At 65.1% G+C, this 24,061-nt stretch carries 21 protein-coding genes; 16 read left to right on the top strand and 5 right to left on the bottom strand.

The window, feature by feature from the left end; translation table 11 throughout:
- Position 1 precedes the first annotated feature (1 nt).
- The 14 genes from BG83_RS0101415 to BG83_RS0101480 all read left to right on the top strand — a co-directional run bounded on the left by BG83_RS0101415 (position 2) and on the right by BG83_RS0101480 (position 14,797).
- A complete protein-coding gene (locus BG83_RS0101415; protein WP_024975044.1) occupies positions 2-541 on the top strand; it encodes a DUF3305 domain-containing protein in 540 nt (179 codons plus the stop codon).
- 11 nt (positions 542-552) lie between these two features.
- A complete protein-coding gene (locus BG83_RS0101420; RefSeq protein WP_024975045.1) occupies positions 553-1,113 on the top strand; it encodes a DUF3306 domain-containing protein in 561 nt (186 codons plus the stop codon).
- An 82-nt stretch (positions 1,114-1,195) separates the two neighbouring features.
- Positions 1,196-3,355, top strand: coding sequence for a 4Fe-4S binding protein (locus tag BG83_RS0101425; RefSeq protein ID WP_024975046.1), 2,160 nt, complete (start codon positions 1,196-1,198; stop codon positions 3,353-3,355).
- Between the two features lie 31 nt (positions 3,356-3,386).
- Positions 3,387-4,058 (top strand): TorD/DmsD family molecular chaperone, encoded by a 672-nt coding sequence (locus BG83_RS0101430; protein WP_024975047.1) that lies wholly within the window; start codon positions 3,387-3,389, stop codon positions 4,056-4,058.
- Positions 4,059-4,292: 234 nt separating this feature from the next.
- Positions 4,293-4,544 carry a ubiquinol-cytochrome c reductase iron-sulfur subunit N-terminal domain-containing protein gene (locus BG83_RS0101435; protein ID WP_024975048.1) on the top strand — a complete coding sequence of 84 codons (252 nt, stop codon included), beginning with the start codon at positions 4,293-4,295 and terminating at the stop codon, positions 4,542-4,544.
- A gap of 67 nt (positions 4,545-4,611) precedes the next feature.
- Positions 4,612-7,617 (top strand): molybdopterin-dependent oxidoreductase, encoded by a 3,006-nt coding sequence (locus BG83_RS0101440; RefSeq protein ID WP_024975049.1) that lies wholly within the window; start codon positions 4,612-4,614, stop codon positions 7,615-7,617.
- A 16-nt stretch (positions 7,618-7,633) separates the two neighbouring features.
- The gene (fdh3B, locus tag BG83_RS0101445; RefSeq protein ID WP_024975050.1) at positions 7,634-8,293 is read left to right on the top strand and encodes a formate dehydrogenase FDH3 subunit beta; all 660 of its coding nucleotides are present in this window, start codon (positions 7,634-7,636) and stop codon (positions 8,291-8,293) included.
- Positions 8,290-8,535: a hypothetical protein gene (locus tag BG83_RS0101450; protein WP_024975051.1), complete on the top strand. Its 246-nt coding sequence runs from the start codon at positions 8,290-8,292 to the stop codon at positions 8,533-8,535. The genes fdh3B and BG83_RS0101450 overlap by 4 nt, the downstream gene beginning before the upstream one ends.
- A gap of 31 nt (positions 8,536-8,566) precedes the next feature.
- Positions 8,567-9,730, top strand: coding sequence for a formate dehydrogenase subunit gamma (locus BG83_RS0101455; RefSeq protein ID WP_024975052.1), 1,164 nt, complete (start codon positions 8,567-8,569; stop codon positions 9,728-9,730).
- A 35-nt stretch (positions 9,731-9,765) separates the two neighbouring features.
- On the top strand, positions 9,766-10,083 hold the full coding sequence (locus BG83_RS0101460; RefSeq protein ID WP_024975053.1) for a hypothetical protein: 318 nt from the start codon (positions 9,766-9,768) through the stop codon (positions 10,081-10,083).
- Between the two features lie 82 nt (positions 10,084-10,165).
- Positions 10,166-10,717, top strand: coding sequence for a superoxide dismutase family protein (locus BG83_RS0101465; protein ID WP_024975054.1), 552 nt, complete (start codon positions 10,166-10,168; stop codon positions 10,715-10,717).
- An 88-nt stretch (positions 10,718-10,805) separates the two neighbouring features.
- Complete coding sequence (locus tag BG83_RS0101470; RefSeq protein WP_024975055.1) at positions 10,806-11,681, top strand: formate dehydrogenase accessory sulfurtransferase FdhD; 876 nt, start codon at positions 10,806-10,808, stop codon at positions 11,679-11,681.
- A 196-nt stretch (positions 11,682-11,877) separates the two neighbouring features.
- The gene (gene dcd, locus BG83_RS0101475) at positions 11,878-12,444 is read left to right on the top strand and encodes a dCTP deaminase (RefSeq protein WP_012762552.1); all 567 of its coding nucleotides are present in this window, start codon (positions 11,878-11,880) and stop codon (positions 12,442-12,444) included.
- Between the two features lie 73 nt (positions 12,445-12,517).
- Positions 12,518-14,797: an arginine/lysine/ornithine decarboxylase gene (locus BG83_RS0101480; RefSeq protein WP_024975056.1), complete on the top strand. Its 2,280-nt coding sequence runs from the start codon at positions 12,518-12,520 to the stop codon at positions 14,795-14,797.
- A 70-nt stretch (positions 14,798-14,867) separates the two neighbouring features.
- Here BG83_RS0101480 and argH read toward each other — a convergent pair whose 3' ends face one another.
- The 3 genes from argH to BG83_RS0101495 form a co-directional block, all read right to left on the bottom strand.
- Positions 14,868-16,283, bottom strand: a complete 1,416-nt coding sequence (gene argH / locus BG83_RS0101485) for an argininosuccinate lyase (protein ID WP_024975057.1) — start codon at positions 16,281-16,283, stop codon at positions 14,868-14,870.
- A gap of 105 nt (positions 16,284-16,388) precedes the next feature.
- Positions 16,389-17,108, bottom strand: a complete 720-nt coding sequence (locus tag BG83_RS0101490) for an anti-sigma factor (protein ID WP_024975058.1) — start codon at positions 17,106-17,108, stop codon at positions 16,389-16,391.
- Positions 17,108-17,755, bottom strand: coding sequence for an RNA polymerase sigma factor (locus BG83_RS0101495; protein WP_024975059.1), 648 nt, complete (start codon positions 17,753-17,755; stop codon positions 17,108-17,110). The genes BG83_RS0101490 and BG83_RS0101495 overlap by 1 nt, the downstream gene beginning before the upstream one ends.
- Before the next feature lie 204 nt (positions 17,756-17,959).
- Here BG83_RS0101495 and BG83_RS0101500 point away from each other — a divergent pair, with 204 nt between their 5' ends.
- Complete coding sequence (locus BG83_RS0101500; RefSeq protein ID WP_024975060.1) at positions 17,960-18,565, top strand: ferritin-like domain-containing protein; 606 nt, start codon at positions 17,960-17,962, stop codon at positions 18,563-18,565.
- A 32-nt stretch (positions 18,566-18,597) separates the two neighbouring features.
- Here BG83_RS0101500 and BG83_RS0101505 read toward each other — a convergent pair whose 3' ends face one another.
- A complete protein-coding gene (locus BG83_RS0101505; RefSeq protein WP_024975061.1) occupies positions 18,598-19,482 on the bottom strand; it encodes a LysR family transcriptional regulator in 885 nt (294 codons plus the stop codon).
- Between the two features lie 125 nt (positions 19,483-19,607).
- On the opposite strand from BG83_RS0101505, the gene BG83_RS0101510 reads away from it, so the two are divergent.
- Positions 19,608-21,035, top strand: a complete 1,428-nt coding sequence (locus tag BG83_RS0101510; protein WP_024975062.1) for an MFS transporter — start codon at positions 19,608-19,610, stop codon at positions 21,033-21,035.
- Here the strand turns inward: BG83_RS0101510 and ppc are convergent, their stop codons facing one another.
- Entirely contained in the window at positions 21,036-24,044 is a 3,009-nt protein-coding gene (ppc, locus tag BG83_RS0101515; RefSeq protein WP_024975063.1) for a phosphoenolpyruvate carboxylase, read from the bottom strand.
- Positions 24,045-24,061 lie beyond the last annotated feature (17 nt).

Below are 24,061 nucleotides of genomic sequence, written 5' to 3' on the forward strand. Positions count from 1 at the left end.
CATGGATGCCAGCGAGCGGTTGTCCAACGATCGCCAGACGGAGCGCCCGTCCGTACGGGTGGCGGTGGTGCTGTGCCGCCGCCCGACGGCCAACCGCTGGCAGCCGTTCCAGTGGCGGCTGGAGGCTGTTGTGCCCGATCTGGGCGAATACGGCACCGCACCGCGCTGCCTGGATCGCGCCGACGATGAGAAGGGCGACGAGCGCTGGCTTACGCCCGGCTTCTCCGTCACGCTGTTTCGCGACGAGGCCGAAGGCTACTACCTGAACGTGACTTCCGCCGCGCCCTGCTGGTTTGTGCTGTGGCGCCTGGGTGAATCGGGCACGGCTGACGAAGGCCGGGCGATTCCGCATACGGTTTCGCTCAGCTACAACGAGGCCGGCCGCTGGCTCGACGGTGGCGAGACGGTCGAAAACGTGCCGTTGGACGCCGCGGCGCTGGAGTGGCTGCAGGCGTACGTGGCTGAAAACTACCGGCCTGAGCCGAAGAAGCGGCGCCGGCCGGAGTCGTTCCTGCCGCCGGAAGACCGCGCGAAGTTCTGAGCGAAGCTGCCGTGAGCGACGAAACTTTCCTCTCGCGCTGGTCGCGCCGCAAGGCCGCCGAGCGGCGGGGCGAACCCGAACCCGAAGCGGCCCCGCCCGCGGAGCCGGCGCCCGTCGTCGTGCCCGAAGTGTCGCCGCCCGAGCCCTCGCCCGAGGCGCCGCCCCCGCTCACCCTGGAAGACGCCGCCAAGCTGACGCCATCCGATGATTTCGCGCCCTTCGTCGCGCGCGGGGTGGACGAAGCCGTCAAGCGCGCCGCGCTCAAGAAGCTCTTCGCCGATCCGCACTTCAATGTGATGGACGGGCTCGACACCTACATCGACGATTATTCGCAGCCCGACCCGATCCCGCCTGAGATGTTGCGCGAGTTGCGCCATACGGCGGGATTGCGATTGTTCGAGCCGCTGGAAGAGGAGGCGGCTGCGCCGACAGGAGTCGAACCGGTATCGGATGTTTCGCCCGCTGTGACCGGCGAGATGCCGCGTGAACCTGGCGATGCCGAATCGGCCTTCCCGGACGACCCCGCCCAGGCAACCCCGCATGGCGGTGCTAAGCCGCCGTCCGTAGAATAAAAAAAGAAGACCGCGCGGCAAGGACCGTGCGGCCATGTCCCCACAGCCCGCGCCATGCACGTGGGCGCTCACGTACAAATCCATGCCGACGCTGCTCTGCAGTTGCAATCACACCATGCCGATCGATGCCGATGCGGTGGGCGACGCCCTGCGCGAGTCCGCCGCCGCCATCGACGCGCCGGGCAAGACGCACCACCTGCTGTGCCGCCGCGAGATCGGCGCGTTCACGCAGGCGCTGAATGGCTCGGAAGACGTCATCGTCGCCTGCACGCAGGAAAAGGCGCTGTTTGCAGAAGTGGCCGCGCAGCACGAGGGCGTGACCGCGCCGATCCATTTCGTCAACGTGCGCGAAACGGGCGGGTGGTCGGCGGGGGCCAGGCGCGATGCGCGCGGTTTCCGTGCCAAGACAGCGGCGCTGCTGGCCGTGGCAGGGTTGCCGGCGCCGGACCCGGTGCCCGTGGTCGACTACCGGTCCGACGGCCACGTACTGATCGTCGGTCCTGCCGAGCGAGCGATGCCGTGGGCGGAACGGCTGGCCGACCAACTGAGCGTGACGGTGCTCGTCACCGGACGCGACCGCGCAAAGGGTCCGCTTGTCCCGTCGATGGAGCGCCGCTGGCCCGTCCACGCGGGCGAACTGCAGGAGGTGAAGGGCTGGCTTGGCACGTTCGAAGTGCAGTGGCGCAACCGCAATCCGATCGACCTGGACCGCTGCACCCGCTGCAACGCCTGCATCGATGTCTGCCCCGAAGGCGCCATCGACGCGCTTTACCAGATCGATCTGGACGCATGCCGCGACCATCGCGCGTGTGTAAAAGCGTGCGGCGATGCGATGGCCATCGATTTCAGCCGTGTGGATGCGCCGCAGGCGCTATCCGGCCAATTCGACCTGATCTTCGATTTGAACGATGCGCCGGCGTTTGCGCAGCACCAGCCGCCGCAGGGGTACTTCCACGCGGGCGCAGACGCGGGCCGCCAACTGACGGCATCGCTGGCACTGCTGCAAATGGTGGGCGAGTTCGAGAAGCCCAAGTTCTTCCAATACAAGGAATCCATCTGCGCGCACGGGCGTAACGGCCAGGTGGGCTGCGACGCTTGCGTTCAGGTGTGTTCTGCGTCGGCCATTGCGTCGCAGTGGAAGGACGGCCGTGGCAGCGTGCACGTCACGCCCAATCTGTGCGTGGGCTGCGGCGCGTGTACGACCGCGTGCCCGACCGGCGCCATTACCTATGCTTATCCCAGCGCGCCTTACCAGGGGCGCAAGCTGAAGACGCTGCTGAGCACGTATGCATCGGCGGGTGGACGTGATGCCGTGGTTCTGCTGCATAACGGTGGGCGCGGCCGCACGCTGATCGAGCAACTGGGCCGGGCCGCGCGTATCGACAAGGCCCAGGGCGTGCCGGTGAATGTGCTGCCGGTCGAGGTCTTCCATGCGGCATCGACGGGATTGGACCTGTGGTTCGCAGCGTTGGCTTACGGCGCCGCGCGCATCGCCATCCTGCTGACGGAAGACGACGCACCGCAGTACCGCGCGATGCTCGCCGAGCAGGTTGCCGTGGCGCAGGCCGTGCTGCAGGGGCTGGGCGAACCGGCGGATGAGGCGGGCGTGGTGCTGATCGACGTGGCGGATGCTGCTGCGCTCGACACGCGCTTGGGCTGTGCTGACGTGTCGGGCCCGCTGCGCGGCTTGCGCCGTGACATGCCGGCCGCCACCTTTGCGGTGGCCGCTGCCAAGCGCGAGACGCTGGATTTTGCGCTCGACCATCTTGCGCGCCACGCCCAGGCCACCGATGCCGTCATCCCGCTGCCGGCCGGGGCACCGTTTGGCGCCATCACCGTGAACCGCGAAAGCTGCACGCTGTGCATGGCTTGCGTGGGCGCGTGCCCTTCGCAGGCGCTGCGCGACCAGGCCGAGCGCCCGGTGCTGGCCATGATCGAGCGCAACTGCGTCCAATGCGGCCTGTGTGAAACCACGTGCCCTGAAAGCGCCATCGCTCTTGTGCCGCGTCTGAACCTGTCGGCCGAAGCGCGCCAATCGGTCACGCTCAACGAGGCGCAGCCGTTCCATTGCATCCGCTGCAACAAGCCGTTCGGCACCGCGCAGATGGTCACGACGATGCTGGCGAAGCTGGGCGCGCATCCGGCGTTTTCGGGTGCCGCCGCCGAGCGCCTCAAGATGTGCAGCGACTGCCGCGTGATCGACATGATGCAGCACGGCGAACGTCCCGGCGCCCCGCACTGAAAACCGCGCATTGAAGCCGACCTCTGATCCCATGACCGACGCCCAGCCCCTGCAATTCCAGCCCGCCCCCACCCCTGCCGACAGCGCCGAGGATCTTGCCCGTGCGGACCTGTACGGCCTGCTGGCCACGCTGTTCTTCCACGCGGCAGACGCCGATTTGCTGCAGCGCATTGCCGCCGCGCCGCTGGACCCGGTAGGCGACGACGGTATCGCGCCGGCCGATGCGGAAGCCGCCGCCAGCAGCGCACTTACCCAGGCGTGGCGAAAGCTTGTCGCCCGCGCCGGCCAGACCACCGCAGGGCAGGCCGACGACGAATACACCGAACTGTTTATCGGCGTCGGCAAGCCCGAAGTGTTCTTGTACGGCTCGTATTACCAAGCCGGTTTCATGAACGAAAAGCCGCTCGTGGTGCTGCGCGACGACCTGCGCCGCTACGGCCTGGAGCGTGCCGAGGGCGTCACGGAAACCGAAGATCACCTTGCTACGCTGTGCGAGGTCATGCGTTACCTCATCGCCGGGGACGATGTTGCCGTTGCTCGCGTCGAAGAGCAGCGCGTTTTTTTCCAGCGCCATCTGGCCCCGTGGGTCGATACGGCTTGTGATGCTGTATTGCAGCATCCGCACGCCGCGTTTTATGCCGACGTGGCGGGATTGGCAAAAGCGTTTTTCGACGTCGAGCGGCTCGCGCTGGAATTGGCGTGACGGCGATGGTCCACGGGCCGAAAAATTCGGCGGAAGACCAAGAGCCACGCCCCGCCAGCGTCACGGCGGACCGATTCAAACTGCACTCATTGAAAAAAATCATCGGTAAATCGTCAGGAAAATCCCGGGGTGAGGGGTTTTAGGCATGGTTTTCCCATGCCATTACTCCTAAAATGTGTTCAAAAATTCCTATTACATTCGGTCATCGGTTTGAACGAGCCGGGGAGCATCGAAATGCCAGGTCCGAACACCGTCCCTTACGCCCGCCCCGAGGCGGATTCCGCTGAATCCGCCCCCACGCGCCGCCGCTTCCTGATGGGCGCCGCCGTGGCCGCTGCCGCCGCAGGCACGGCCGCCACGGCCAGCCACCTGGTGCAAGCGCCCGCCGCCGCTGCCTCGCCACCGGCTGACGCCGCTGATGACGGTGCCACCGGCTACCGGCTGAGCGAACACATCCGCAAGTACTACAAGACGACGTGGATCTGATGCGGCTGCACGCGCGCCGCTGTTACTCCATCGTTATTGCACGCATCCCACATCCTCAGGTGACCTCATGCTTCTGACCCGCAAACCGGCGGTACAGGACACCAAAGCCGCACCGGCTCGACGTTCAAACGGCCAGAGTGCCGCATCGCTTGCCGGCAGCCTGGCTCGCAGCCTGGCCGGCGCACTGCCGACCATGGACCGCCGCACCTTCCTCAAGCGCTCCGGCATCGGCGTTGGCGCAGGGCTGGCCGCGACGCAGCTTTCGCTGGTGAAGAAATCGGTGGTGGGTGAGGCCCAGGCCGCCGAAGGCAAGGGCGACATCGTTGTGCGCCGCACGGTGTGCTCGCACTGCTCGGTCGGCTGCTCGGTGGATGCCGTGGTGCAAAACGGCGTGTGGGTGCGCCAGGAACCGGTATTCGACTCGCCGATCAACCTGGGTGCGCACTGTGCCAAAGGTGCTGCCCTGCGCGAGCATGGTCACGGTGAATACCGCCTGAAGACGCCAATGAAGCTCGTGGACGGCCGCTACCAGCGCATCAGCTGGGAACAGGCGCTCAACGAGATCGTCGCCAAGATGAACACGATCCGCCAGGAAACCGGACCGGATTCGTTCTTCTTCGTGGGTTCGTCCAAGCACAGCAACGAGCAGTCGTACCTGATGCGCAAGTGGGTGTCGTTCTTCGGCACCAACAACTGTGACCACCAGGCGCGTATCTGCCATAGCACCACCGTGGCCGGCGTAGCCAACACCTGGGGCTACGGCGCGATGACGAATTCGTACAACGACATGCAGAACGCCAAGTGCGCGTTGTACATCGGCTCGAACGCCGCCGAGGCGCATCCTGTGTCGATGCTGCATCTGCTGCATGCCAAGGAAACAGGCTGCAAGGTCATCGTGGTCGACCCGCGCTACACGCGCACGGCGGCCAAGTCCGATGAATACGTGCGGATCCGGTCGGGCACCGATATCGCCTTCCTGTTTGGCGTGCTGTATCACATCTTCAAGAACGGCTGGGAAGACAAGCAGTACATCCATGACCGTGTCTACGGCATGGACAAGGTGCGCGAAGAAGTGCTCGCCAAGTGGACGCCGGACAAGGTCGAGGAAGTGTGCGGCGTGCCTGAGGCACAGGTGCACAAGGTCGCCGAGATGATGGCGATGAATCGCCCCAGCACGCTGGTGTGGTGCATGGGCCAGACGCAGCACACCATCGGCAACGCCATCGTGCGCGCATCGTGCATCGTGCAATTGGCCCTGGGCAACATCGGCAAGTCGGGCGGTGGCGCCAATATCTTCCGCGGCCACGACAACGTGCAGGGCGCCACCGACGTCGGCCCCAATCCCGATTCGCTACCGGGCTATTACGGGCTTGCTACTGGTGCGTGGAAGCATTTCGCCTCCGTGTGGGGGCTCGATTACGACTGGATCAAAGGCCGCTTCGCCTCGCAGGCGATGATGGAAAAGTCGGGCACCACGGTTTCGCGGTGGGCCGATGCGGTGCTCGAGAAGAATGATCTGATCGATCAGGACAACAACGTTCGCGCCGTCTTTTACTGGGGCCACGCGCCGAACTCGCAAACGCGCGGGATGGATATCAAGCGTGCGCTCGACAAGATCGACCTGCTCGTGGTGATCGACCCATACCCGTCGGCCACGGCGGCCATGGCCAACATGCCCGCCGCCGACGGCACGCCGCCCAATCCAAACCGTGCCGTCTACCTGCTGCCGGCCGCCACGCAGTTCGAAACGTCGGGCTCATGCACCGCATCTAATCGCTCGCTGCAATGGCGCGAGAAGGTGATCGAGCCGCTGTTCGAATCGCAGCCGGACCACGTGATCATGCAGGCGTTTGCCGATCGGCTCGGCTTCGGCAAGGAGCTGTCAAAGAACTACAAGATCACCGAATACAAACGCGCCGGCATGACGTGGCGCGAGCCGGAGATCGAATCGATCCTGCGTGAAATCAATCGCGGCAACTGGACGATCGGCTACACCGGGCAATCGCCGGAACGCCTGAAGGCTCACATGCGCAACATGCATCTGTTTGATGTGCGCACGCTGCGCTGCAAGGGCGGCAAGGACGCCGAAACCGGCTACGACCTCACCGGCGATTACTTCGGCCTGCCTTGGCCGTGCTACGGCACGCCGGAACTCAAGCATCCCGGCTCACCCAACCTGTACGACACAAGCAAGCATGTGATGGAGGGCGGCGGCAACTTCCGCGCCAACTTTGGCGTGGAGCGCGACGGGGTCAACCTGCTGGCCGAAGATGGCTCGTTCTCGCTGGGCTCGGAGTTGACGACAGGCTACCCCGAGTTCGATCACGTCTTCCTCAAGAAACTGGGCTGGTGGGACGACCTGACCGACGCCGAGAAGAAGGCCGCTGAAGGCAAGAACTGGAAGACCGATTTGTCCGGCGGCATCCAGCGCGTGACGATGAAGCACGGTTGCCACCCGTTCGGCAACGCCAAGGCCCGAGCGATCGTGTGGAACTTCCCCGATGGCATTCCGCAGCACCGCGAGCCGCTGTATTCGACGCGGCCCGACATGGTCGCCAAGTACCCGACGCACGACGACAAGAAGGCTTTCTGGCGCTTGCCCACCCTGTACAAGACAGTGCAGCAGCGCAATATCGAGAACAAGGTCCACGAGAAATTCCCGATCATCCTCACCTCCGGCCGTCTGGTGGAGTACGAGGGCGGCGGCGAAGAGACGCGCTCCAACCCGTGGCTTGCCGAGCTGCAGCAGGAGAACTTTGTCGAGATCAACCCGAAGGCCGCGGCCGACCGCGGTATTCGTCACAACGATTTTGTCTGGGTCAAGACGCCGACCGGCGCCCAGATCAAGGTGCGCGCGCTGGTGACGGAGCGCGTGGGTGTGGACCACGCCTTCATCCCGTTCCACTTTTCGGGCTGGTGGCAGGGCAAGGACTTGCTCGATTACTACCCGGAAGGCGCCCACCCGATCGTGCGTGGCGAGGCCGTCAACACGGCCACGACCTACGGCTACGACTCGGTGACGATGATGCAGGAAACGAAAACGACGGTCTGCCAGATCGAGCGGTTCGCATAAGGACGGGGAGATCAACATGGCACGCATGAAATTCATCTGTGACAGCGAGCGCTGCATCGAATGCAACGCCTGCGCCACGGCCTGCAAGAACGAACACGAGGTGCCCTGGGGCGTGAACCGGCGCCGCGTGGTCACGATCAACGACGGCATGATCGGCGCGGAGAAGTCCATCTCCGTGGCGTGCATGCATTGCTCCGATGCCCCGTGCATGGCGGTCTGCCCGGTCGACTGCTTCTACCGCACCGAAGACGGCGTGGTGCTGCACGACAAAGACGTCTGCATCGGCTGCGGCTACTGCTCGTATGCGTGCCCGTTCGGCGCGCCGCAGTTCCCCAGCCAAGGTACGTTTGGCGTGCGCGGCAAGATGGACAAGTGCACGTTCTGCGCGGGCGGCCCCGAGAAGAACGGCAGCGAGGAAGAATTCGAGAAGTACGGTCGCAACCGCCTCGCTGAAGGCAAGCTGCCGCTGTGCGCCGAAATGTGCTCGACGAAGGCGCTGCTGGGCGGCGATGGCGATGTGATTTCCGACATCCTGCGTAACCGGGTCATGAAGCGCGGAAAGGGCGCTGAGTTGTTCGGATGGGGCACGGCTTACGGCGGTGGGCACGGCAAAGGCAGCCAGGCAGCGCCGGCTACTCCGGCCGCGCCTGCTTCAACGCCGGGAGCAAAATCATGACCCCCAGAGCACGATCGACCAGCCTGCTGATCGCCCTGGGCGCTGCGCTGTTGCTCGGTGCCTGCGGCGAACGCCCGCAAGTCGCCTTTGCCTCGCACCGCAAGGACGACGCGCCAGCCTACAAGGGCGCGGAAGACGATCCGTTCATGGCCAAGAACTGGACGCCCGGTGACCGCACGAGCTGGGAGAACCAGATCCGCGCGCGCGGCCAATACCAGAACGAGTACAACAAGACGCCATGACGCCATGACACGTACGAGCGGAGGTTCGTCCATGCGCACTTCCTGGAAACACCTTGCGATGGCCGTGTTGCTCGGCGCAGCGGCGGCGTTGGCGAGCGCTCAGCAGCCGGCCAGCGCGCCGGCCGCCAACAATGCCCCCGTCAACCCGGCTGTGCAACCGGCGCAACCGTTCTCCAATGTCGTCTCGGAGAACGTATTTGATCTACAGAAGCGCGATCTCGCCAAAGAGGCGCGAGACCAGGCCGCACGCCGTGTCACGCGACCCGGCAACAACGCACCTGTCTGGCGCGAGGTCAACTCCGATCAGGCCCATTACGCCAGCATTCCCGGGCTGGAAGCCGGCGTGCTGATCCAGCGCACCGGGCAGAAATGGCGGCTGTTCCGCAACGGCGTGATCACCGTGTGGGGTGGTTGGCTCGTGGTGCTGGTGCCACTGCTCATCCTGGGCTTTTTCCTGTGGCGCGGCACGATTCCCCTGAAGGAAGCGCCCACCGGCCGCAAGATCGAGCGCTTCACGCCCACCGAGCGCTATGTGCACTGGACGATGGCGATTTCCTTCGTCACGCTGGGCGTGTCGGGCATCGTCATGCTGTGGGGCAAGCATTTTCTGCTGCCGATCCTTGGGCACCAGTTGTTCGGCTGGCTGACGTACATATTGAAAAATCTCCACAACCTGGTGGGGCCGCTCTTCACGGTCAGCATCATCTTGGCCTTCGTGATGTGGGTGGGGGACAACCTGCCGCGCCGCGGCGACATGAAATGGCTGCTGAGCTTGGGCGGCATGTTTGCCGGCGAGCACGGCGCCGAAGTGCCGTCGCACCGCTTCAATGCCGGCGAGAAGCTCTGGTTCTGGGGCGGGCTCGTCGTGTTCGGGCTGATCCTGTCGGCCTCGGGCTGGACGCTCGATCGCATCGTCCCGGGCGTGGATTACTACCGCAGCACGATGCAACTGGCCGAGGTCATTCACGCCATTGCGGCGGTGGGCATGATCTGCATGTCGCTGGGCCACATCTACATGGGCACGGTCGGGATGGAAGGGGCTTACCGCGCAATGCGTGATGGCTATGTCGACGAGGCCTGGGCGAAGGAGCATCACGAGCTTTGGTACGACGACGTCAAGGCCGGCAAGATCCCCGCGCAGCGGACTCAACCGCCTGCGCCGCCGGCGCCGAGCGAGCAGCCCGCCAAGTCATGACGCCATCGACCGCCACCGAATCAAGGAACCTCACCATGCATGCATCCGCTCTGAGCCGCGCCGCAGGTATGGCACTTGCTGCCGCCATGCTGAGCCTGACAAGCGGACTGGCCGGCGCCAAGCTGCCGGCACCGACGGAAGAACAGAAGGCACAGGCCGTTCTGGCGAAGGCCAAGGCAGCCTGGGGTGACAAGGTGGCCGCGTTCCAGACGTGCAAGGCCCAGGACAAGGTGGCGGCGTCCTACCAGGCCGGCGGCAAGGCTGCGCATACGCAACCGGGCGCGCCGTGCGTTGACCCCGGGCCGTTTGTCGCACCCATGCCTCCAGCATCTGCACCAGCGGCCAAAGGGTGAACCGCTGTTGCCAATGTTGCGTGTTCATCATCCGGCAGTACAATCGTCCGCTCCCCGAGTGAACCCTGACTGGAGGTGACACATGAAGCAACTCGTGATTGCACTCGCCGCGATCGGCCTGATGGCCGGCTGCGCATCGAACTCAGCGTCGACGGCCAAGGCGGCTAATGCTGGTGACGGCGCCATGGCGGCCTCGGCCGTGCTGGCACCCAAGAGCGGCAGTACCGTGCAAGGCAGCGTGAAGCTCGCGCAGCAAGGCGACAATCGGGTTGCCATCGCCGTGGATATTTCTGGTTTGCCGGCCAACGGCATGTTCGGTTTCCACGTGCATGAGAAGGGCGATTGCTCGTCGGCGGATGGCAATAGCGCTGGCGGCCACTTCAACCCGACCGGCCAGCAGCACGGTGATCCGCGCCACGGCGCACACCACGCCGGCGACATTCCGATGCTGCAATCCGATGCCAACGGCAAGGCCGTCGGCTCGATCGTTCTTTCCGGCGTGACGCTGTCGCCTGGGCCCACGAGCCTGGTCGGCCATGCGCTGATCGTCCACGCAGGCAAGGACGACTACATGACCCAGCCCACCGGCAATTCCGGCGGGCGCATCGCTTGCGGCGTGATCGTGGCGAACTGATCGCCCGCACGCGGTACCTGCTCGCGCAGGTACCAGCCGCACCATGCGCACGCTTGCCGTGCGCATTTTTATTTGAACGAAGACATTGATGCCGCTGCGCCCTGAACTGACCAACGCTTCCGTTCCGCTGCTCGACGAGGTTGAAGTGCTCGACGAGCTGGGCCGCGCCCGCAATGTCTACATCCCCGGTGAACGCCCGCTCACCGTCTACCTCGACAAGCGCGAACTGGTCACGCTGATGACGCTGGGCGGCGCGCCCGAAGCGCTCGTACTCGGCTATCTGCGTAACCAGCGCCTGGTCAGCAGCATCGACGACATCGCCTCCATCCAGGTCGACTGGGAAACCGAATCCGCTGCCGTCACCACGCGCGGCGGCATTGCAGACCTGGATGAGAAGACCGCCCGCCGCACCGTGACCACCGGTTGCGGGCAGGGCACCGTGTTTGGCTCGCTGATGGACGAGATCGACGCCATCCATCTGCCGTCCGACGCGCGCATGACGCAGACCACGCTGTATCGCGTGGTCGACACCATCCGCCTGCAGCAGTCGATCTACAAGCAAGCGGGGTCGGTGCATGGCTGCGCGCTGTTCGATGTGCACGGCGGACTGCTGCACTTCATCGAAGACGTGGGCCGCCACAATGCCGTGGATGCCATCGCCGGCCTCATGTGGCTTGAGGGAATGGGCGGCGGCGACAAGATCTTCTACACCACCGGCCGCCTGACCTCCGAGATGGTCATCAAAGGCGCGCAGATGGGCATTCCGTTCCTGCTGTCGCGCTCGGGGGTCACGCAGATGGGCCACCAGATGGCGCAGCGGGTCAACCTGACGCTGTTTGCGCGGTGCACTGGGCGGCACTTTCTGCTCTACACGGGGCGGGACCGTTTTGTGGCCGAGCCGGAGGTGGCCGGCACGGTCGGGCCGCGCGGGGAGCTGCCCCAGGCGGCGGAATCCGGCCGCTGATCTGCCCGCGTTTGTTCGGATAAGGCCCGCGCAAGCCATCAGCCGCCACGGGGTTTTCCGTCACAGGTTTGGGAGTACAATCCGCGTTCCAAACCGGCCCCAGCCGCGGGCCGGCCTGCTGGCGTGACCAAATGGGGACAGTTTTCGCACCGCGAAGCCTGCCCCCATTTGTTCATCCAAGGTATCTGGACGCTCCATGAGCATCAAATCCGACAAGTGGATCCGCCGCATGGCCGAGCAGCACGGCATGATCGAGCCGTTCGAGCCCGGTCAAGTGCGCGAATCCGAAGGGCGCCGCATTGTTTCCTACGGCACGTCGAGCTACGGCTACGACATCCGTTGCGCCGACGAATTCAAGATCTTCACCAACATCAACAGCACCATCGTCGATCCGAAGAACTTCGACGAGAAGTCGTTTGTCGACTTCAAGGGCGATGTGTGCATCATCCCGCCGAACTCGTTCGCGCTGGCCCGCACGATGGAGTATTTCCGCATCCCGCGCACGGTGCTGACCGTGTGTCTGGGCAAGAGCACGTACGCGCGCTGCGGGATCATCGTGAACGTCACGCCGTTCGAGCCCGAATGGGAAGGCTACGTGACGCTGGAGTTCTCCAACACCACGCCGCTGCCCGCCAAGATCTACGCCGGCGAAGGCTGCGCGCAGGTGCTGTTCTTCGAGAGCGACGAGGAATGCGAAACCTCGTACAAGGATCGTGGTGGCAAGTATCAAGGCCAGCACGGTGTGACGCTGCCCAAGACCTAGTTTTTGTAGTCCGTTTCCGCGCGTTCAGGCGTATCCGGAGCGGTGCCTTTAGCTTCATCCATAAGGAACCACGATGAAATTCCGCTTTCCCGTCATCATCATTGACGAGGACTTCCGCTCCGAGAACATCTCCGGGTCGGGCATTCGCGCGCTGGCCCAGGCCATCGAGCAGGAGGGGATGGAGGTTACTGGCCTCACCAGCTATGGTGACCTGACCTCGTTCGCCCAACAGTCGAGCCGTGCCTCCACCTTCATCGTCTCGATCGACGACGATGAATTCATCAACCCGGACAACGACAAGCCCGAACCGGAAGCGGTCGAAAACCTGCGCGCCTTCGTGGCCGAGGTGCGTCGCCGCAACGCCGACATTCCCATCTTCCTGTACGGCGAAACGCGCACCTCGCGCCATCTGCCGAACGACGTGCTGCGCGAGCTGCACGGCTTCATTCACATGTTCGAGGACACGCCCGAGTTCGTGGCCCGACACATCATTCGTGAAGCGCGCAACTACCTGGATTCACTGCCGCCGCCGTTCTTCAAGGCGCTGATCGACTACGCGCAGGACAGCTCGTATTCGTGGCATTGCCCGGGGCACTCGGGCGGCGTGGCGTTCCTGAAGAGCCCGGTGGGGCAAGTGTTCCACCAGTTCTTCGGCGAGAACATGCTGCGCGCCGACGTCTGCAACGCCGTGGAAGAACTCGGCCAGTTGCTTGACCACACGGGCCCGGTGGCCGCGTCTGAGCGCAACGCCGCGCGCATCTTCGGTTCGGATCACATGTTCTTCGTGACCAACGGCACGTCGACGTCGAACAAGATGGTGTGGCACGCTAACGTGGCGCCCGGCGACATCGTGGTGGTGGACCGCAACTGCCACAAGTCGATCCTGCACGCGATCATGATGACGGGGGCGATCCCCGTGTTCCTGATGCCGACGCGCAACCATTTCGGCATCATCGGCCCGATCCCGAAGAGCGAGTTCGAGCCCGAAACGATTGCCAAGAAGATCGCCGATCACCCGTTCGCCAGCCAGGCCAAGAACAAGAAGCCGCGCATCCTCACCATCACGCAGGGCACGTACGACGGCGTGCTGTACAACGCCGAGATGATCAAGAACATGCTGTCGACCGAAATCGACACGCTGCACTTTGATGAAGCGTGGCTGCCGCATGCGTCGTTCCACCCGTTCTACGAGGACATGCACGCCATTGGTCACGGCCGCCCGCGCAGCAAGGACGCGCTGGTGTTTGCCACGCAGAGCACGCACAAGCTGCTGGCCGGCTTGTCGCAGGCCTCGCAGATCCTCGTGCAGGATTCCGAAACGCGCAAGCTCGATACGTACCGCTTCAATGAGGCGTATCTGATGCACACGTCGACGAGCCCGCAATATTCGATCATCGCTTCATGCGACGTGGCCGCGGCGATGATGGAGGCGCCGGGCGGTACTGCGCTGGTGGAGGAGAGCATCGCCGAAGCGCTGGACTTCCGCCGCGCCATGCGCAAGGTGGAACAGGAATACGTCGGCACGAATGGCGGCAGTGGACGTGGCGACGACTGGTGGTTCAAGGTCTGGGGCCCGAACGACCTGTCCGACGAAGGCATCGAAGACCGCGAAGCGTGGATGCTGAAGGCCAACGAGCGTTGGCACGGCTTTGGCAACCTGGCCGAAGACTTCAACCTGCTTGATCCGATCAAGGCCACCATCATCACCCCAGGCCTGGATGTGGACGGCAAGTTCAGCGACTCGGGCATCCCGGCCGCCATCGTGACGCGTTACCTGGCTGAGCACGGCATCATCGTCGAGAAGACCGGTCTCTACTCGTTCTTCATCATGTTCACCATCGGCATCACGAAGGGCCGCTGGAACTCGATGGTGACCGAGCTGCAGCAATTCAAGGACGATTACGACAACAACCAGCCGCTGTGGCGCGTGTTGCCGGAGTTCGTGCGCCAGTTCCCGCAGTACGAGCGCATCGGCCTGCGTGAGCTGTGCGACAGCATCCACAGCGTCTACCAGGCCAACGACGTGGCTCGCGTGACGACGGAGATGTACCTGTCGAACATGGAACCGGCGATGAAGCCGTCGGACGCCTGGGCCAAGATGGCCCACCGTGAAACCGAGCGCGTGGCAATCGACGACCTGGAAGGCCGCATCACCGCCATCCTGCTGACGCCGTATCCCCCGGGTATTCCACTGCTGATTCCGGGCGAACGCTTCAACAAGACGATCGTGCAGTACCTGCAATTCGCACGCGAGTTCAACAAGCTGTTCCCGGGCTTCGAGACCGACATTCACGGCCTGGTCGAGGAAGAGGTCGACGGCAAGATGGGGTATTTCGTCGACTGCGTGCGCTGAGTTTCAGCCACGCAAAACAAAAACGCCGCGCTGAATCAGCGCGGCGTTTTTGTTTGCAGCGTGCGGCAGATTATTCCGCCAGCGCCGCCCGAGCAAACGCAATGGCTTGCTTCACCTGCTCCGGCGCCGTTCCGCCGATGTGGTTGCGCGAGGCGACCGAGCCTTCCAGTGTCAGCACGGCGTGCACATCGTCGCTGATCAGATCGGACTTGTCGCCCAGGCCGCAGATGTCGCGCAGTTGTGCCACGGACAGGTCTGCCAAATCACAGCGCAGGTCGTCGCACGCGCGCACCGCGTGCGCCACGGCTTCGTGTGCATCGCGGAAGGGCAGGCCACGTTTGACGAGGTAGTCGGCCAGATCGGTGGCGGTGGCGTAGCCCTGCAGAGCTGCGGCGCGCATCGCGTCGGCCTTGACGGTGATGCCTGGCACCATGTCGGCAAAGATGCGCAGCGTGTCGACCACGGTATCCACGGTGTCGAACAGCGGTTCCTTGTCTTCCTGGTTGTCCTTGTTGTAGGCCAGCGGTTGGCCCTTCATCAGCGTGAGCAGGCCGATCAGGTGGCCATTGACGCGGCCGGTCTTGCCGCGCGCCAGTTCGGGCACGTCGGGGTTTTTCTTCTGCGGCATGATCGAGCTGCCGGTGCAGAAGCGGTCCGCAATGTCGATAAAGCCCACACGCGGGCTCATCCACAGCACCAGCTCTTCAGAGAAGCGCGAGACGTGGGTCATGACGAGCGCGGCGGCGGCGCAGAATTCGATGGCGAAGTCGCGGTCGGACACGGCGTCCAGCGAGTTGCGGCACACGCCGTCAAAGCCGAGTTGCTGGGCGACGAATTCACGGTTGATCGGGTAGCTCGTACCAGCCAGCGCCGCGGCGCCCAGCGGCAGGCGGTTGACGCGCTTGCGGGCGTCCAGCATGCGCTCGGTGTCGCGGGTGAACATCTCGACGTAGGCCAGCAGGTGATGGCCGAACACCACCGGTTGCGCGACCTGCAAGTGCGTGAAGCCCGGGACGATGGTGTTGGTGTGCTGTTCGGCCAAGTCCAGCAGCGCGCTGCGCAGGGCCTTGAGCAGCCCGACGATGTTGTCGATCTCGCTGCGCAGCCACAGGCGGATGTCGGTGGCAACCTGGTCGTTGCGCGAGCGGCCCGTGTGCAGGCGCTTGCCGGCGTCGCCCGCCATGGCGGTCAGACGCGCTTCGATGTTCAGGTGCACGTCTTCCAGGTCCAGCTTCCACTCGAACGTGCCGGCTTCGATCTCCTGGCGGATCTGCGCCATGCCCTTTTCGATGGCGGCGCGGTCGGCTTCAGCGATGATGCCTTGCTTGGCGAGCATGGCGGCGTGCGCGAGCGAGCCCTGGATGTCGAACAGTGCGAGGCGCTTGTCGAAGAACACCGACGCGGTATAGCGCTTGACGAGATCGGACACCGGCTCGTTAAAGCGGGCGGACCACGCTTCGGCCTTCTTGGCGAGTTGGGAGGTCATGGGCGGACTGCTGGAGGAGGCGGCTAGCAGGCGGGGCCAGCCGCAAATTCAGGAAACCGCGATTATATCGCCCGCCGGGACTTTCAGCCCCCGCGCCAGAGCCGGCTACAGCGTGCTGTCGATCAGTGCACCCTTGAAGACCACGGGGCCGGTCGGTCCCTCCGGATTGGGCGAGCCGCCACGCGGTTCCACGCTGATGGCCAGTGCGGGGACCTGCCGCAACGGCTGCGCCACCGTCAGCCGCACGGCGCGCTGGTGCCCGATCACCCCAAGTGACTGAGGATGCCCGCCGGGCGGCAGCGCCCAGAGCTGCAAGGCCTGTTCAGTGTTGAGCGGCGTTGCGTCCAGCCGCTTGAGCGATAGCGTGCCGGTGCGCGCATCCCAGGTGACGAGGACGGCCGCCTGGGCCTTCGCGTCCTGCAGCACGGCCACGGCGTTGGCGACAGGCGCCTCGCGCAATTGCTGCGCCAGCCTCAGGTTCAGCCCGATCGCCACCGCCGCAACCACCGCCGCGACTGCGGTGGCGCCGCGCCAGAAGCCGGTACCTTGCCAGAGCCGCTGCCAGACCGCTTTCCGCGGCGGCGCCGGCTCGCGCCAGCCGAGTTGCACTTCAACCCGGCAGAGAATTTCCGGCAGCGGCGCCGTGGCTGGCTGGAGCGCCGGCAGGTCGGCCAGATAGCGCTGCCAGCGTTCGACCGTGGCACGCACGGCGTCGTCGTGGCGAATGATCTGCTCGAATCGGCGGCGTGCGCCGTCACGCAATGTTCCGACCGCATATTCGGCGGCCAGCTTGTCGACGAGATCGGGGTGGCGGCGCGGGTCCATCACGGTGCTCCGAGGCATTCGCGCAGGCGGTCCAACCCGCGCCGCATCCAGGATTTGACGGTGCCCAGCGGCAGTGACAGCGCTTGTGCCAGCTCGCTGTGCGACAGGTCACGCAGATAGGCGAGCGACACGACTTCGCGCTGCTTTGGGTCCAGGCGCTTGAGGCATTCGGCCAGCGCGCGGGCTTGCTGGCCGGCGAGCGCGAGGTCCGCCGGGCCAGGGGCGTGGTCGGCCAGGACATCGGCGTAGGTGTCATCCAGCGGCACGGATTCCTGCACGCGCTCGGCACGCTGCCGGCGCAGGCAATCGAGTGCACGGTTGCGCACGATCGTGGTCATCCACGTCATGGGGGCGGCCAGATGCGGGCGGTAATCGCCGGCATGGCGCCAGATGTTGACGAAGCTTTCTTGCAAGACGTCCTCGGCCCAGTCCTTCCTGACCAAGATACGCAGCGCGAGCCCAAACAGTTTCGGTGCGCAGCGCGTATATAGCGTGCGCAGGGCGTCGCGGTCACCCAGGCCGATGCGCTGCAGCAACGCCGCCAGCTCTTCCGCGTCGGCGCTTTGGGAGCGAGCTGCCGCGGCCGCCGTCGGCGGATCGGCGTCTTGCGCGGCGTGGTCGTCGGCGGTGCGCTGGAAGGTGAGCACGGGGCAGCTTTTTGTGGACGGTCCTGCCCAGAGTGTAAGTAGAAACCGTGGTTGCCGGGGGAATTCACGTGAAAGGTGCTGAGGTATTTGCATCCAGTTGGGCGCGCGCTTCGTACAAGAGGTCAGGCGCTGGACAAACGCCCGCGATTCCCATCACGCACCGCACGGATCGCGCTTTTCCCCACATATGCAAGGAGACCGACGATGGACACAACCAAAGAGATGGATCAGTTGGAGAGTGACAGCCCGCGCATCGACGCGCGCCGCCGCGTGCTGCTGCGCGCGCCGGGGCTGATGGCGCTGGGTTCGCTGGCGGCGGTGTCGCTGGGCCAGTCGATGCCTGCCTGGGCGCAGACCCAATCAGGCAGCGTGAAAGACGACATCAACATCCTGAACGTGGCGCTTGGGCTGGAGTACCAAGCCATCGCCGCATATCAGGTGGGCGCAGAAAGCGGCTTGTTGCAAAAGCCCGTGCTGGCGACGGCTGTGAAGTTCCAGGGCCACCACAAGGCACACGCGGCGGTGCTGGCGGGAACGGTGTCCAAACTGGGTGGTACGCCGGTCATGGAGAAGAAGGTGGCGGAATACAACTTCCCGGTCAGCCAGCTCAAGACGCAGGCCGACGTGCTGCGTTTTGCCGCCGGGCTGGAAAAGGGCGCCACTTCGGCCTACCTGGGCGTGATGCCGAATTTCTACACGCGCGACCTGACCAAGGCCGCCGCCAGCATCCTGGGCGACGAGGCAATGCATTGGGCGGTGCTGCTCTCGGTGCTGGGTGAAGACCCGGTGCCGGTGGCGTTCATCAGCTAAAGGGTTTGTTGGGCCGCCACACCGGCTGCTCGTTACGGTGTGGCGGTTTTTTTGTGCGCGTCGAATGCTTCGACGATGCAATCGAGCAAGGCCCGCACGCGTGCGGTCTTGTGCAGATCGGCGTGCGTGACGAGCCAGACGTCCTGCATGCTCCGACGGTTTGGTAGTACGCGCACCAGTTGTGGATACGCTTGCGCGCGGCGGCAAACCAGCTCGGTGATCCCAATGCCTGCGGCCACCGCCTCGAACAGCGCCAGCGCCGAGTTGCTCTGCAAGACGACACGCCCGCGCGTGATCGGCTCGCCGCAGAGGTCTTCCCACATCCACGGCACTTCGTTGCGCGGGTAAAGCACCAGGTCGTGCCCCGCAAAGGCCGTCCCTTCCTCAGGCTCGCCGCGCGCGGCGACGTAGCTGCGGCTCGCATAGATACCGGTTTCCATTTGGCCGATGCGCCGCGCGATGAGGTCTGGTGAATCCGGGCGCAGCGTGCGCACGGCCACGTCGGCTTCGCGCTTGGTCAGGTTGGCAATGCTCTTGGACGCCATGCAGACGACGTCGATGCCCGGATGCTGCTGCCGCAGCTGCGCGATGGCCGGCAACACAAAGGTGGCTGCCATCGTGTCGGTCGTGGCCACTCGGATCGTGCCGGCGAGTTGGTCGTCGATGCCGGCAACGCGGCGCTCGATGGTGTGTGCCGCCTGCTCCATTGCTTCGGCCGGTCCGATCAGCGCTTCGCCGGCCGGTGTGAGCACCAGCGCGGTCGACGTCCGCAGGAAGAGCTTGGCCGATAGCTCGTCTTCCAGCGCTGCGATGCGGCGGCCCACCGTGGCCTGATCCACGCCCAGGCGCTGGGCCGCACCGCGCAGCGTACAGGTGCGCGCTACCGCCAGGAAAAAGCGTCCGTTGTCCCAGTTCACGTCGGGCTCCGAATATGCGTAGATGAGTGATGCAAATCTGCAGCGTTGCAATGCAAAAACGCTGCTTTTTTGCATGCGCTCTCCAGCCTACACTTGGCTGCATGAAATTGCCAAACGGTTCCGCCATGTCTTCATGCCACGCCAACACCATGTGCGTCACTCCCTCGGCTGACTTGCAACCCGATCTCAGCCGCTGGCGCCGCAACGCAACGCTGGGCATTCTCACGTCGGGTGTGTTCATGGCGGTGCTCGATACGACCGTGGTCAACGTGGCGCTCATCGCCATGCGCGACAGCTTGCACAGCAGCGTCGCAGAACTTGCCTGGATTGTTGACGCCTACACGCTCGCCTTTGCCGCCTTCATCCTCACGGGCGGTTTGCTGAGCGACCGCATTGGCGCGCGCACCGTGTTCATGGCGGGGATGGCGGTGTTCATCGTGGCCTCGGCCGGCTGCGGGCTGGCACCTTCAGTGGCCACGTTGATTGCCGCCCGCATCCTGCAGGGCGTCGGGGCGGCGATGTTTCTGCCGAGTTCGCTATCGCTCATTCGCAGCACGTTTGAAGACCCGCGCGAGCGCGCCTGGGCCATTGGCCTGTGGGGCGCCATCGTCGCGACCGCCGCGGCCGTGGGCCCGGCGCTGGGCGGCGTGCTGGTCGACACATATGGCTGGCGCAGTGCCTTCCTGATCAACGTGCCACTGGGCGTGGTCGGCATGCTGGGCACGTGGGTCATCGTGCGTCACGTGCAGCCTGCGCGCGCCAAGCCGTTCGATTGGGCGGGGCAGGTGACGAGCGCGGTGATGCTCGCAGCGCTGTGTTTTGCCGCGATTGAATGGCCGGTGCGCGGCGCGCAATCGCCGTGGGTGTGGGGTACCGCGCTGTTGACGGTGGTGGCCGGGGGGCTGTTCGTCTTGGCCGAACGCCGGGCGCGTGCGCCACTGGTGCCGCTGGCCTGGCTGGGGCATCGCACGCTGGGCGCGGTCAATGGCGTGGGGTTTCTGCTGAACTTCGGCTATTACGGCGCGTTGTTCGTGCTGAGCCTGCATTTGCAGAATGTCGAACACCTGAGCGCACGCCAGACCGGCCTGGTCATGCTGCCAATGGCGGTGAGCCTGTCGGCGGGCAACATCTTCGCGGGCAAGCTGATGGTGCGTTTTTCTACGCCGACGATGATGCTGAGTGGCCTCGTGATCGGCGCAGCGGGTTTGCTGGCAACGTCGGCTGCACTGACCGGCCAAGTGCACATCTGGGTGGTGAGTGCAACGATGATGGCTTACGGCGGCGGCACCGCGCTGGCGATTGCGCCCATGACGTCGACCATCCTGTCTGCGGCGCCGGGCGAGTTGGCCGGCACGGCGTCGGGGTTGCTCAACGCCGCGCGGCAGACCGGGAGTTTGCTGGGCGTGGCAGCGGCGGGCGCGGTCGTCACGGTGGTGCCCGGTCTGGCGCATGCCTCGCCGCTGGTGTTCGGCCTGATGACGCTGTCGTACGCCGGCGCGATGGCGATGGCGTGGATCAGCCGTCGCCCGGCCGCCACCGCGCTGGCTGCCTGATCAGCCGCTATTGCGAAGCCCCGCGGCAATCCCGTTGATCGACAGATGGATGCCGCGCCGCACACGCGCATCGTCGCTGCCGGCCTTGCCCGAGCGGAAGCGCTTGAGCAGTTCGACCTGCAGGTGATTCAGCGGGTCGAGGTACGGGAAGCGGTTCTTGATGGAACGCGCCAGCAGCGGGTTGTCGGCCAGACGCTCCGACTGCCCCGTGATGGCTGCCAGCATCTGCTCGGTCAACGTGAACTCCGCCGAGATGCGCGAGAACACCGCGTTACGCAGCTTGCGGTCATCGCACAACTGCGCGTAGCGCGACGCCACGTTCAGATCGGCCTTGGACAGCACCATGTCCATGTTCGAGAGCAGGTTCGCAAAGAACGGCCACTGCTTGTGCATGCGCTTGAGCGTTGCCAGGCGCGCGGCGCGGGCCTTGGCGTTGCCAGCGTCATCGAGCCAGCGCTGCACCGCGCTGCCAAAGCCGAACCAGCCCGGCAGCAGCAGACGGCATTGGCCCCACGAGAAGCCCCACGGAATCGCGCGCAGGTCTTCAATGCGGCGGTGTTTCTTGTCCATCAGCTTGCGCGAGGCCGGGCGTGAACCGAGGTTCAGGTCAGCAATCTCGGTGATCGGCGTGGTGGCGAAGAAGTAGTCCTTGAAGCCCGGGGTTTCGTAGACGAGGTTGCGGTACGCGGCAAAGGCGTTGTCCGACAGCGCCTGCATGGCGGCTTCGAAATCTTCCAGGCCCTTCGGCCGGTTGCGCGTGGGCAGCAGTGTCGCTTCCAGCGTGGCCGCGACGATGGTTTCCAGGTTGCGCCGACCGATCTCAGGATTGGCGAACTTGCTGGAGATGATTTCGCCCTGCTCGGTCAGGCGGATCTGCCCGTTCACCGTGCCCGGCGGCTGCGACAGGATGGCCTGGTAGGTCGGGCCGCCGCCTCGGCCGACCGTGCCGCCGCGGCCATGGAACAAGCGCAGGCGCACGCCCTTGCGCTCGAACAGATCCACCAGCGCCAGCTCGGCCTTGTACAGCTCCCAGTTGGAGGTGAGGAAACCGCCGTCCTTGTTCGAATCCGAATAGCCGAGCATCACTTCCTGCTCGTTGCCCTGCGCCGCCAGCACGGCATCGAAGCCGGGCAGGGCAAGCAGGTCGGCCATGATTTCCGGCGCGTTGCGCAAGTCTTCGATGGTTTCGAACAGCGGGATCACCATTACATCCAGCGCGGCGCTGCCGCTGCCATTGGCGCCCGTGCGGAACATGCCGGCTTCCTTCTGCAGGAGCATCACTTCCAGCAGATCGGACAGCGTCTCGGTGTGCGAAATGATGTAGTTGCGCACGATGCGATTGCCGTAGCGGGCACGCACTTCGCGGGCGGCGCGGAAGATGTCGATCTCCGACGTGGTCTGCTCGCTGTATGCGTGGAACGGCAACGTCAGCACGCGCGGCTGTTGCAGCTCACGCAGCAGCAGCGTGCGTTTGTCGGCCTCGGACAGCGCCGCATAGGCGCCTTCCACACCCGCAACCTTCAGCAGCTCGGCGACGGTCGCTTCGTGCACGTCCGACACCTGCCGCAGGTCGATTGACGACAGGTGGAAGCCGAACACATCAATCGCGCGCGCCAGCGATGCCAGCCGTGCGTCGGCCAGCACCTCGCCGTGGTGCGCCGCCAAGGAATCGATGACGATCTGGATGTCGGCACGCAGTTCTTCTGCGTTGCCGTAAGCCGGAGCGGGGCCGACGGCGTGGCGGCCAGCGTCTTCGCCCGTCAGTTCGTGGCACGTGGCTGCCAGGCGCGCATAAACGCCAATCAGCGCACGGCGGTACGGCTCGTCCACGCGGTGTTCGGAATGGTCGGGTGAGCGCTCGGCCAACGCTTGCAGCTCTGCGCTGACATCCACCAGCGACGTCGACATCGACAGCTCCGCACCCAGCGCGTGGATCTCTTCCAGGTACCACGCAAGGATCACGCTCGCTTGCTTGCGTGCGGCGTCGCGCAACGTCGTCGCGGTGACGAACGGGTTGCCGTCGCGGTCGCCGCCGATCCACGAGCCCATCTGGAAGAAGGGCGGCAGCGGTGCCGGTTCGCCCCGCGCGCCGCGACGCGGGAACGCGGTCGCAATGTCTTCTTCCAGTTCGCGGTACAGCGCGGGAATTTCGCGCAGGAAAGTGGTTTTGTAATACGACAGCGCGTTCTCGATCTCGTCGGCGACCATCAGGCGCGTGGTGCGCAGCATGCGCGTTTGCCACAGCTTTGTGACATGGGCACGCAGCAGCGCGGTGTTGCGTTCGCGTTCGCGCGTGGTGAGCGGTGCGTCGCGCTCGGCCAGCAGGCGGGCGATTTCGCGTTGTGCATCGAGCGTGCTCTTGCGCTGCACCTCGGTCGGGTGGGCGGTCAGCACCGGCACGATCAGCGCGGTTTCGAAGAATCGGCGCAGCACGTCGCCCGACAGGCCTTCATCGGCGGCCGACAGCAGCGCGCGCATCAGGCTGCCCGGCTGCGGCGGCGATCCAGCGAGCGCATGCACGCGGCGGCGGCGATTGTGGTGCTGGTCTTCAGCGATGTTCGCCAGGTGCGAGAAATAGCTGAAGGCGCGCACCACCGACGTGGTTTGGTCGCGCGAGAGCGTCTTCAGCAGCCGGTCGAGATCCTGCTCGGCCTGACGGTCGCCGTCGCGGCGGAAGCGCACGGCAGTCTGGCGGATGGTCTCGACCGTTTCGAAGACGGTGCCGCCTTCCTGGTCACGCAGCACGTCGCCCAGCAGGCGCCCGAGAAAGCGGATGTCTTCCTTCAGCGGCTGATCCTTGGCCGCGGCGCTGCCCGACGAGCGTCGGGAAGTGGGACCGAGTGATGCGCCGTTGGCTTCGTCCGCACCATTGGCCTTGGTCACCGGTTTGGAGGCGGGCTTGGCAGCCTTGATGGCCTTCGGGGCCTTGCTGGTCTTGGCGGGGGCGGCGGAAGGCTTGCGGGCGGTGGTCGCGCGCGAGGAAGCGCGGCGCGCGGCGGGCTGCGTCATGGTGTCTCCTAGGTTGG

Source organism: Ralstonia pickettii, from assembly GCF_000607165.1.
In the GTDB taxonomy this organism is placed as follows: Bacteria; Pseudomonadota; Gammaproteobacteria; order Burkholderiales; family Burkholderiaceae; genus Ralstonia; species Ralstonia holmesii.

Excerpts from the sequence above, each read along its gene's own strand:
- BG83_RS0101465 (WP_024975054.1), top strand. The coding sequence starts at position 10,166 with ATGAAGCAACTCGTGATTGCACTCGCCGCGATCGGCCTGATGGCCGGC.
- fdh3B (WP_024975050.1), top strand. The coding sequence starts at position 7,634 with ATGGCACGCATGAAATTCATCTGTGACAGCGAGCGCTGCATCGAATGC.
- BG83_RS0101435 (WP_024975048.1), top strand. The coding sequence starts at position 4,293 with ATGCCAGGTCCGAACACCGTCCCTTACGCCCGCCCCGAGGCGGATTCC.
- BG83_RS0101510 (WP_024975062.1), top strand. The coding sequence starts at position 19,608 with ATGTCTTCATGCCACGCCAACACCATGTGCGTCACTCCCTCGGCTGAC.
- BG83_RS0101415 (WP_024975044.1), top strand. The coding sequence starts at position 2 with ATGGATGCCAGCGAGCGGTTGTCCAACGATCGCCAGACGGAGCGCCCG.
- BG83_RS0101425 (WP_024975046.1), top strand. The coding sequence starts at position 1,196 with ATGCCGACGCTGCTCTGCAGTTGCAATCACACCATGCCGATCGATGCC.
- BG83_RS0101430 (WP_024975047.1), top strand. The coding sequence starts at position 3,387 with ATGACCGACGCCCAGCCCCTGCAATTCCAGCCCGCCCCCACCCCTGCC.
- argH (WP_024975057.1), bottom strand. The coding sequence starts at position 16,283 with ATGACCTCCCAACTCGCCAAGAAGGCCGAAGCGTGGTCCGCCCGCTTT.
- BG83_RS0101450 (WP_024975051.1), top strand. The coding sequence starts at position 8,290 with ATGACCCCCAGAGCACGATCGACCAGCCTGCTGATCGCCCTGGGCGCT.
- BG83_RS0101455 (WP_024975052.1), top strand. The coding sequence starts at position 8,567 with ATGCGCACTTCCTGGAAACACCTTGCGATGGCCGTGTTGCTCGGCGCA.
- BG83_RS0101470 (WP_024975055.1), top strand. The coding sequence starts at position 10,806 with ATGCCGCTGCGCCCTGAACTGACCAACGCTTCCGTTCCGCTGCTCGAC.
- BG83_RS0101460 (WP_024975053.1), top strand. The coding sequence starts at position 9,766 with ATGCATGCATCCGCTCTGAGCCGCGCCGCAGGTATGGCACTTGCTGCC.
- BG83_RS0101480 (WP_024975056.1), top strand. The coding sequence starts at position 12,518 with ATGAAATTCCGCTTTCCCGTCATCATCATTGACGAGGACTTCCGCTCC.
- BG83_RS0101500 (WP_024975060.1), top strand. The coding sequence starts at position 17,960 with ATGGACACAACCAAAGAGATGGATCAGTTGGAGAGTGACAGCCCGCGC.
- dcd (WP_012762552.1), top strand. The coding sequence starts at position 11,878 with ATGAGCATCAAATCCGACAAGTGGATCCGCCGCATGGCCGAGCAGCAC.
- BG83_RS0101440 (WP_024975049.1), top strand. The coding sequence starts at position 4,612 with ATGCTTCTGACCCGCAAACCGGCGGTACAGGACACCAAAGCCGCACCG.
- BG83_RS0101490 (WP_024975058.1), bottom strand. The coding sequence starts at position 17,108 with ATGGACCCGCGCCGCCACCCCGATCTCGTCGACAAGCTGGCCGCCGAA.
- ppc (WP_024975063.1), bottom strand. The coding sequence starts at position 24,044 with ATGACGCAGCCCGCCGCGCGCCGCGCTTCCTCGCGCGCGACCACCGCC.